Source organism: Azospirillum sp. TSO5 (assembly GCF_003116065.1).
Taxonomy (GTDB): domain Bacteria; phylum Pseudomonadota; class Alphaproteobacteria; order Azospirillales; family Azospirillaceae; genus Azospirillum.
Map to the genome: position 1 here is coordinate 21877 of NZ_LGQY01000021.1, position 8868 is coordinate 30744.

The 8868-nt window shown below is 69.6% G+C and carries 8 protein-coding genes; 7 read left to right on the top strand and 1 reads right to left on the bottom strand.

The features are described from left to right. Window positions 1–53 precede the first annotated feature (53 nt). From TSO5_RS06605 to TSO5_RS06625, 5 genes are read left to right on the top strand one after another with little or no spacing between them, the layout of a single operon-like run. A complete protein-coding gene (locus TSO5_RS06605; RefSeq protein ID WP_045583820.1) occupies window positions 54–254 on the top strand; it encodes a hypothetical protein in 201 nt (66 codons plus the stop codon). A 36-nt stretch (window positions 255–290) separates the two neighbouring features. Continuing rightward, entirely contained in the window at window positions 291–1070 is a 780-nt protein-coding gene (locus TSO5_RS06610; RefSeq protein WP_109073226.1) for a MetQ/NlpA family ABC transporter substrate-binding protein, read from the top strand. Window positions 1071–1114: 44 nt separating this feature from the next. Continuing rightward, window positions 1115–2167, top strand: coding sequence for a methionine ABC transporter ATP-binding protein (locus TSO5_RS06615; protein ID WP_109150854.1), 1053 nt, complete (start codon window positions 1115–1117; stop codon window positions 2165–2167). Continuing rightward, window positions 2145–2813 (top strand): methionine ABC transporter permease, encoded by a 669-nt coding sequence (locus TSO5_RS06620; RefSeq protein WP_109150850.1) that lies wholly within the window; start codon window positions 2145–2147, stop codon window positions 2811–2813. The genes TSO5_RS06615 and TSO5_RS06620 overlap by 23 nt, the downstream gene beginning before the upstream one ends. A gap of 56 nt (window positions 2814–2869) precedes the next feature. Further along, window positions 2870–3661, top strand: a complete 792-nt coding sequence (locus tag TSO5_RS06625) for a MetQ/NlpA family ABC transporter substrate-binding protein (RefSeq protein ID WP_109150855.1) — start codon at window positions 2870–2872, stop codon at window positions 3659–3661. On the opposite strand, the gene TSO5_RS06630 is transcribed toward TSO5_RS06625, so the two are convergent. Further along, window positions 3633–7457 (bottom strand): tetratricopeptide repeat protein, encoded by a 3825-nt coding sequence (locus tag TSO5_RS06630; protein WP_109150851.1) that lies wholly within the window; start codon window positions 7455–7457, stop codon window positions 3633–3635. The two genes, TSO5_RS06625 and TSO5_RS06630, sit on opposite strands and share 29 nt — an antisense overlap. Before the next feature lie 183 nt (window positions 7458–7640). On the opposite strand from TSO5_RS06630, the gene TSO5_RS06635 reads away from it, so the two are divergent. After that, window positions 7641–8036: a response regulator transcription factor gene (locus TSO5_RS06635; RefSeq protein ID WP_109150852.1), complete on the top strand. Its 396-nt coding sequence runs from the start codon at window positions 7641–7643 to the stop codon at window positions 8034–8036. Continuing rightward, a complete protein-coding gene (locus TSO5_RS06640; RefSeq protein WP_199230819.1) occupies window positions 8033–8680 on the top strand; it encodes a chemotaxis protein CheC in 648 nt (215 codons plus the stop codon). Before TSO5_RS06635 ends, TSO5_RS06640 begins: the two co-directional genes overlap by 4 nt. The last annotated feature ends 188 nt before the right edge of the window (window positions 8681–8868 follow it).

Consider the following 8868-nt stretch of genomic DNA (forward strand, 5'->3'; position numbering starts at 1 on the left):
CGCCGCCGCCCCGCCATGCCGAGGGCCAGCCGCGCCGAGGGGAGTCCTTCGCCATGTCCCACGCCAACGCCTACGCCATCGAAGTCCAGGGCCGCTCCGCCGGCATCGTCGTCGCCGAACGCGGCGGCTTCACCTTCTTCGTGTCCGATTGGGCTTTCCGCGATCTCGACCGCCGCGTCTTCCGCAATGTCGGACAGGCCCAGCGCGCCGCCCACCAGCATTACAGCCGGCTGCCCGACACCCGCCGCCGCTGACGACCCGCCGACCCAACGATTCCGAGGAAAGTCCCGATGAAACGCATCCTGATGTCGGTGGCGGTCGCCGCCGGCCTGCTGACTTCCGCCGCCTCCGCCGTCGCCGCTCCGCTGAAGCTCGGCGTTTCGGCCGGCCCCTACGGCGAGATCCTGGACTTCACCGCCAAGCTGGCCGCCAAGGAGGGCATCGAGGCGCAGGTGATCGAGTTCACCGACTGGAACATGCCCAATGCCGCACTTCAGGCCGGCGACATCGACGCCAACAACTTCCAGCACCAGCCCTTCCTGGACAATCAGGTGAAGCAGCGCAACTACGACATCGTCTCCGTCGCCAAGAGCGTCGTTGTGCCGATGGGCGTCTACAGCAGCAAGGTGAAGGCGCTGGCCGATCTGAAGCCGGGCGCGTCGGTGTCGATCCCCAACGACCCCACTAACGGTGCCCGTGCCCTGTTCCTGCTGGCCAGGGCCGGCGTGATCGGGCTGAAGGAGGGGGCCGGGTTGAACACCACCATCGCCGACATCGTCAACCCGAAGGGCATCAAGCTGGTGGAACTGGATGCGGCCCAGCTTCCGCGCTCGCTCGACGACGTGGATGCGTCGGTCATCACCCTCAACTATGCCGTGCTGGCCGGGCTGGAACCGAAGAAGGCGTTGGTGCTGGAGGATGACCAGTCCAAGTGGAACCTGGTGTGGGCGGTCCGCAAGGATCGCATGGAAGACCCGACGATCAAGCGCTTCATTGCGCTGTATCGTTCGCCCGAAGTGCGGCAGTTTATCGAAACGCGCTTCAACGGTTCCATCATTCCGACTTGGTGAAGGGGCTGGGGGGACGCAGGACGTCCCCCTTTGTCGAATAAATGATGATAACGCTAACAAACATTCATAAGACTTACGCCGCGCGCGGCGGCGGGGCTTCGGTTCAGGCGCTCGCCGACGTCGACATCACGGTCGGCCGCGGCGAGATCTTCGGCATCATCGGCCGCTCCGGCGCCGGGAAATCCACACTGCTGCGCACGGTCAACCTGCTGGAAAGCCCGACATCGGGCAGCGTCATGGTCGACGGGGTGGAGATGACCACCCTGTCCGCGGCGGAGTTGCGGCAGGCCCGCCATTCCATCGGCATGATCTTCCAGCACTTCAACCTGCTGTCCTCGCGCACCGTCTTCGACAATGTGGCGCTGCCGCTGGAACTTGCCGGCACTCCGCGGGCGGAAATCCGCAAGGCGGTGGAGCCGCTGCTCGACCTCGTCGGGCTGGCCGACAAGCGCGACCGCTACCCGGCGGAGCTGTCGGGCGGGCAAAAGCAGCGCGTTGGCATCGCCCGCGCTCTCGCCAGCAAGCCGAAGGTGCTGCTGTCGGACGAGGCGACCTCGGCACTCGACCCGGAGACGACGACGCAGATCCTGCATCTGCTGGCCGACATCAACCGGCGGCTGGGCCTGACCATCGTCCTCATCACCCACGAGATCGCCGTCATCAAGGAGATCTGCCACAAGGTGGCGGTGATGGAGGGCGGCCGGGTGATCGAACAGGGGCCGGTCTTCGACATCTTCGCCCATCCGAAGCACCCGACCACCCGCAGCTTCGTCGATCCCGTCATCAACCGCGGCATCCCCGACAGCCTGCGCGACCGGCTGTCGCCGCAGCCCGGCTTGGGGAGCAATCCGGTGCTGCGCATCACCTTCACCGGCGAGAAGGCGACCACCCCGGTCATCAGCGCCATCAGCCGCCGGCTGGAACTGGACCTCAACATCTGGCACGGCCAGATCGACGAGATCCAGGGCGCGCCCTTCGGCACGCTGGTGGTGGAGGCGCTGGGCGATCAGGCCAAGGTCGAGGCCGCCATGGCGCTGGTGAAAGAGAACAATCTGGGTGTCGAGGTGTTGGGCCATGCTCTCCCCGCAAATCATTGACCTGCTGATCAAGGGGCTGCTCGACACGCTGCACATGGTGGCGGTGTCGGGCGCCATCGGGACGCTGATCGGGCTGCCGATCGGCGTGCTGCTGGCCGTCACCGGCCGGGGCGAGCTGCTGCAGAACTTCGCCTTCAACAAGATGATGGGGGCGGTGGTCAACATGACCCGCTCCACCCCCTTCATCATCCTGGTGGTGGCGATCATCCCCTTGACCCGGCTGATCGCCGGCACCTCCATCGGCACCAATGCCGCCATCGTGCCGCTGACCGTCGCCGCCGCTCCCTTCATCGCCCGCGTGGTCGAGAATGCGGTGCGCGAGGTGGATCGCGGGCTGGTCGAGGCGGCGCAGGCGATGGGCGCCACGCCTTTTCAGATCATCCGCAAGGTGCTGCTGCCGGAAGCCCTGCCGGGCATCGTCGCCGGCCTGACCCTGTCGGCGGTCAGCCTCGTCGGCTATTCGGCCATGGTCGGCGCGGTCGGCGGCGGCGGGCTGGGCGACCTCGGCATCCGCTACGGCTATCAGCGATTCCTGCCGGAGGTGATGCTGGCGGTGGTGATCGTGCTGATCGTGCTGGTGCAGATCCTTCAATCGACGGGGGACTGGATCGCCCGCCGCGTCAACAAACGCAATCTGAAATCCTGATCCCCAGAAACCTGACCCCCAAAAACCTGACCCGAGAAATCCAAGGAGTGTTCGAGATGCTGCGCTTCCGTTCGCTGGCTTCCCTGTTGGCCGGTGCCGCCACCCTGGCCGTCGCCTTCGGTGCATCCGCCGAAACCATCAAGGTCGGCGTCACCGCCGGTCCGCACGCCCAGATCCTGGAGGCGGTGAAGCCCATCGCCGCCAAGGACGGGCTCGACATCCAGATCCTGGAATTCACCGACTACGTCATCCCGAACCAAGCGCTGGCCGGCGGCGATCTGGACGCCAACAGCTTCCAGCACCAGCCCTATCTGGACAACCAGGTGAAGGACCGCGGTTTCGATCTGGTCAGCGTCGGCAAGACGGTGGTCTACCCGATCGGCATCTATTCCAAGAAGGTCAAGAGCCTGGACGAGCTGCAGCCCGGCGCCAAGGTCGCCATCCCCAACGACCCGACCAACGGTGGCCGCGTCCTGCTGCTGCTGCAAGCCAAGGGCCTGATCAAGCTCAAGGACGGCGGCACCCTGAAGGCCTCGCCGATCGACATCGTCGAGAACCCGAAGAAGCTGGAGATCGTCGAACTGGACGCTGCCCAGCTGCCGCGCTCGCTGGATGACGTGACCGTCGCCGCCATCAACACCAACTTCGCGCTGGAGGCCGGCATCGACCCGGTCAAGGACGCCATCGCCCGCGAGGCGGCGGACAGCCCCTATGCCAACGTCATCGCCGTCCGCAAGGCCGACAAGGACAAGCCCTGGGTCGCCAAGCTGGTGAAGGCCTACAACAGCCCGGAGGTGAAGGAATTCATCCTCACCAAGTTCAAGAACGCCGTGGTTCCGGCATTCTGAGAGCGTTGAGGGCACGTCCGGCGGCGCTGAGCGCGTCGCCGAGCGTTTCTCCCGGTCGCGGCCCGAACAGCCGCATCGACGGATACCAGGGCCGGCAGCCGGTGCCGAGCGCCGTCCAGTCCCCCGCCGGCCCGATCCGCCAAACCGGCAATCCCAGCGCACCGGCCATCTCCGCCACCGACGTTCCGGCGGAGATCACCAGATCCAGCGCCGCCGTCAGGGCCGCCGCACCGTCGAGGTCGTTTTTCAGATCCAGCGGCGGGCGGTGGATCGTGATGCCGAAGCGGTGTTCGGCGTCGGCGAGTTCGGCTTCGCAATCGTCGTATTGAAGGTTGATCAGGCGCAGGCCGGGCAGGGTGAGGATCGGCGCCCAGTCGGACAGCGGGGCGTAGTTGGCATCGCGCAATGCACTGCGCATGCTGCTGCGCCAGCAGAGGCCGATGGTTAGGGTGGGGTTGCAATTCAACCGTTGCCCCCTCCCCATCCCTCCCCCGCCTTCGGCGGGAGAGGGGGTAGAATGCTTGTCAGGGTGCGTTAATTGCGAAGCGGCGGCAGTTCCCTCTCCCGCGGAACGCGGGGGAGGGTTAGGGAGGGGGCAATCGCTGCCGAACTGATCCACCCACCCCCGCCACCGCTCCACCACCGCCCCGTCCGCCCGCAGCCATCCACCTTGCGCCGGAAAGCCGCTCAGCCCCCAGCCCAGCAGCAGGGGCAGCGACCCCGCCGGCACGTGGCAGTCGGCGTCCACCGGATCCGCCGTCGCCGCGCGCACCACCGCCTGGGGGAAGGAGCGCGCGAACAATTCCACCAGCCGCGGCTCGCATTCCAAAATCACCCGGCCGGCGCGCTCGATCAGGTCGGGGTAGCAGGCGCTGAACATCAGCTCATCGCCCACCCCCTGCTCGCGCCAGACCAGCACGGTCTTTCCGGCCGGATCGCCGCCGTCCCAGGCTGGAATGCGGAAGCGGCGGTCGGGCAAGGCCTGCCCGGCGGCGAAACGGGCCTCCAGCCCGGTCCAGCCGTCGGTGATCTCCCCGCGCGCCAGCGCCGCATAACCGCGGTTGAAAGCGGCCAGCGTCAGGGTCGGGTCGTCCTCCACCGCCCGGCGATAGGCCGCATCCGCCTCGGCCGGACGGCCGGCGGCGTGCAGGGCGTTGCCGAGATTGTAGCGCCAGTCCGCCCGCGCCGGCTCCAGCGCCAGGGCGCGGCCCCAGCCCTTCAGCGCGGCGTCGAGCCGGCCCTGCCGTTGCCGCAGGTCGGCCAGCCCGGCCCAGCCGGCGCCGGTGCCGGGAGCGAACAGGATCACCCGCCACCAGGCCAGCCCGGCGGCGGTGCCGTCGCCGGCCCGTTCCAGCGCCAGAGCGAGGTTGCCAAGCGTGCCGAGGTCGCCCGGCCGGCGCTGGAGCGCCAGCCGAAGATGCGCCACTGCGTCGGCCGGACGGTCGAGCGCCAGGGCCGCCAGCCCCATGTTGCTGGTTGCCGCCGGGTCGCCGGGTCGCAGGCGCAAGGCCCGGCCGGCGGCACGCTCCGCCTCGGCGGCATGGTTGGGGTCACGCAAGGCCTCGGCCGACAGGGCGGTCCAGGCCTCCGCCAGCGCCGGGTCGAGGGCGAGCGCCCGTTGGAAGAAGGGCAGGCCGTCGCTGCCCAGCGCCTGCCGCGCCAGCCCGGCATTGGCCCACAGCCCGGCATGGAAGGGGGCGAGGCTGAGGGCCGCGTCGGTCGCCTCCATCGCCTCAAACGCGGCGCCGCGGGACAGGCGCAGGGCGCCGAGATTGCCGAGCGCCTCGACATCGTCGGGGGCTAGCATGGCGGCGGACAACCAGTCGGCCTCGGCGTCGGCCAGGGCGCCCATCTCCTGATGGGCCTGGGCGCGGCGCTTGTGGCGGTCGGCGGTCGGCTCTACCGCAATGGTGCGGCTCAGTAGGGTGGCGGCGATGTCGGGACGGCCAGCCTGATGCCCGAGCAGCGCGTAACCCTCCAGCGCCGCCGGCACCTCGCCGTTCTGGTCGAGGATGCGCTGATAGGCCTTCTCCGCCTCGGGCCAGCGGCCGGACTCGTGGAGAGTGCGCGCTTCGGCCAGCCACTGCTCGACGGGGAGAGCGGGGACCAGCCGGCGGAGGTCCGCCGCCATGCGGGCCAGAAGGTCGGCCAACCCCTCGCCGGGGCGCGTGCTCCACAGCCGCATCGACGGGAACCAGGGACGCACACCGCTGCCGAGTGCCGTCCAGTCGCCGGCATGGCCGAAGCGCCAGACCGGCACCCCCAGCGCGCCCGCCATCTCGCCGACCGAACTCGCCACCGTCACCACGAGGTCGAGACTGGCGATCAGTGCGGCGACGCCCTCCAGGTCGTTCTTCAGGTCGGTGCCGGGCCAACGGTGGATGCGCAGGCCCAGCTCGGCTTCAGCCGCGGCGATCTCCGCCTCACGCCCGTCATATTGCAGGGTGACCGGGATCAGGCCGGGCAGGGTCAGCAGCGGCGCCCAGTCGGCGAGCGCGGTGTAGGAGGCCTTGCGCTCCCCCAACATGTTCTGGCTGCCCCAGCAGATGCCGACGCGCAAACCCGGCCCCAATGCAGCCAGCCGCTCGGCCCATTCCATTGCACGCGCCGGGTCGGGCGCCAGCCAGGACGGTCGGGCGGGAAAGTCGGCCAGGGTCGGGCGCAGCAGCCGGGGAAGCGAGCCAAACGGCAGATGGCTGTCGGCGTCTTTCGGGTCCGCGGTCTCCGCCCGCACCGTGATGCCGGGCAGGGCGCGCCCGACCAGCCCGGTCAGCCGGGCATCAACCTCCACCACCAGCGCCGCCGGCCCCAGCCTTGCGGCGAGGTCGGGCAGGGCGGTGCCGAACATCAGCTCGTCGCCCAGCCCCTGCTCGCGCCAGACCAGAACACGCCGGCCGGCCGCGCCGTCCCAGGGCGGCAAGGCGATGTTGCGCCCGGCGGACACCCGGCGGGAGGCGAAGCGGGCTTCATATTCGTCCCATCCCTCCGCCAGCCGGCCGCGGCCGAGCAGCCGCAGGGCGAGGTTCCAGCGGGCCAGCGCGAAGCCGGGGGCATGGACGAGAGCGTTGCGATAGAGCGCCTCCGCCTCCTCGCCGCGCCCCTGCGCCTCGCGCAGCAGGGCAAGATTCACCATCGTCTCGGCATCGCCGGGGGCGAGTCGCAGCGCTTCCAGATGCGCCGCCTCGGCTTCGCCGGTGCGGCCGGTCTCCTTCAGCACGACGCCGAGGTTGGTCAGGGCGGTGGCATGGCCGGGGTCGAGCCGCAGGGCATGGCGCAGCGCCGTTTCCGCCTCGCCATAGTCGTCCTGCGCCCGCAGCAGCGTGCCGAGATTGGCCCAGGCTTCGGCATAGCCGGCGTCGAGGTCGAGCGCGCGGCGGTAATGGGCGGCGGCCTCCGCCAGCCGGTCCTGATCCTGCAGGGCGCTGCCCAGGCTGTTGTGTGCCTCCGCATAAGCCTCGCGCAGGGCGAGCGCGCGGCGGTATTCCGCCTCCGCCTCCGCCAGCCGGCCCAGCGCGTGGAGGGCGAGGCCGAGGTTGGCATGCTGCTCCGCCATCTTCGGGCGCCGGGCGATGGCCTGCCCGATCAGGCGGACGGCGTCGGCATCCTGCCCGCGCTGGTGGTGCAGCACGCCCAGCAGGTGCAGCGCGTCAGCGTTGCCGCCGTCGACCGCCAGCATGGCGCGATAGCCGCGCTCCGCCCCGTCCAGGTCGCCGGCGCGGTGGTGGGCCAGCGCCTCGCGCAGGAGGGCGGCCAGTCTGGTGAAGACGGCTCTGGCGGGGGCTGCGGGTGGCGGCATGAGCGAGGGGCGCCAAGGGAAGGAACGGGCCATTTCGATAGCATGATTCGGCCGGGCGGCGCGCAGGCAAAATCCCGGAGGCAAATAAGGGGACTGGCATGCCAATCTTCATTCTGTATACTTGCGAATAATTCAGCCCGAACCCGGCTTTGTCGATCGATCTCCATCCAAAAGGCGTATATCTTGAGTAAGACTGCAATCATCGTCGACGACAGCAAGCTTTCGCGCATGCATGTGCGCGCCATGGTCTTGCGCAACAAGCCCGACTGGTCGGTGGTCGAGGCGGCGAACGGTGACGAACTCTTCAAGACGTTGCAGGACACGCCGGTCGATGTTGCGATCATCGACTACAACATGCCCGGCGACAACGGCGTGGACACCGCGGCCAAGCTGCGTCAGAGCCACCCCGACGTCCACATCGCCATCATCACCGCCAACGCCCAGGACGCGGTGGTGTCCGGCATCCGCGCGGTCGGCGCCGCCTTCATGCCCAAGCCGCTGGAGGAGGAACAGGTCGCCCGCTTCCTGAACTCCACCGCCCTGCCGCCGCGCCGGCCCGCCCAGGCTTCTCAGGAGTGACCGCAGCCCCCATGCTGAGCGAGCTGGAGCGCGACGCGCTGGCCGAGTTGGGCAACATCGGCATCGGCCGAGCCTCGACGGCGCTCGGCCGCATGCTGGGCGGGCTGGTCACCCTGTCGGTCCCGTCGGTGGAGATGGTGCCGCCGGACGAGGTGGCCGGGCTGCTGGACCGGGCGCTGACGCCGCCGCTGGTGGGCATTTCGGAAACGCTGGGCGGCCTGTTCGCCGGATGCGCCCTGCTGGTCTTCCCCCAGGCCGGCAGCCTGTGCCTGGTGCGCGCCGCCCTGCCGTCCGACGTACCGGCGGAGGATGCTCCCGAGCTGGAGGACGAGGTCCTGGCGGAGCTGGGCAACGTCGTGCTGAACAGCGCGCTGGCCCTGGTCGCCAACCTGCTGGGCGAAGCGGTCGAAACCGGCCTGCCGGCGGTGTTCCGCGGCGGTGCGGCGGAGATCCTGCGGGGATGTTCGGGGGCGGCTCCGACCGCGGACGGCGCCGCGGTGCTGTTCCACATCGACCTGCGCACGACCCTGCCGGGCGGCGACGGGGCGGCGGTGGCGGGCCGGGTGGTCCTGCTGCTCGACGCCGGCTCCGCCGGGGCGCTGCAGGCGACGCTCGGCCGCTACATCGGGCGGCTGGTGGCGTAACGGCAACAAGAACAACCGGCTGGAAAGGCGGGTAAGGACCATGGCACTCATCAAGAAGACCAAGATCGACACTGCGCAGACCGCCCGGAGCAAGCCCGGCGCCGCCGGCGATCCGGATCGGTCCGCCGCCGGATCCGTGACCGCCACGACCGAAACCGCGGCGGCGGCCGCCACGCCGGGCGCGCCGC

What these genes read in the sequence shown, in the direction of transcription:
- TSO5_RS06630 (WP_109150851.1), bottom strand. Translation starts at nt 7,457, where the DNA reads ATGCCGCCACCCGCAGCCCCCGCCAGAGCCGTCTTCACCAGACTGGCC.
- TSO5_RS06620 (WP_109150850.1), top strand. Translation starts at nt 2,145, where the DNA reads ATGCTCTCCCCGCAAATCATTGACCTGCTGATCAAGGGGCTGCTCGAC.
- TSO5_RS06625 (WP_109150855.1), top strand. Translation starts at nt 2,870, where the DNA reads ATGCTGCGCTTCCGTTCGCTGGCTTCCCTGTTGGCCGGTGCCGCCACC.
- TSO5_RS06605 (WP_045583820.1), top strand. Translation starts at nt 54, where the DNA reads ATGTCCCACGCCAACGCCTACGCCATCGAAGTCCAGGGCCGCTCCGCC.
- TSO5_RS06610 (WP_109073226.1), top strand. Translation starts at nt 291, where the DNA reads ATGAAACGCATCCTGATGTCGGTGGCGGTCGCCGCCGGCCTGCTGACT.
- TSO5_RS06615 (WP_109150854.1), top strand. Translation starts at nt 1,115, where the DNA reads ATGATAACGCTAACAAACATTCATAAGACTTACGCCGCGCGCGGCGGC.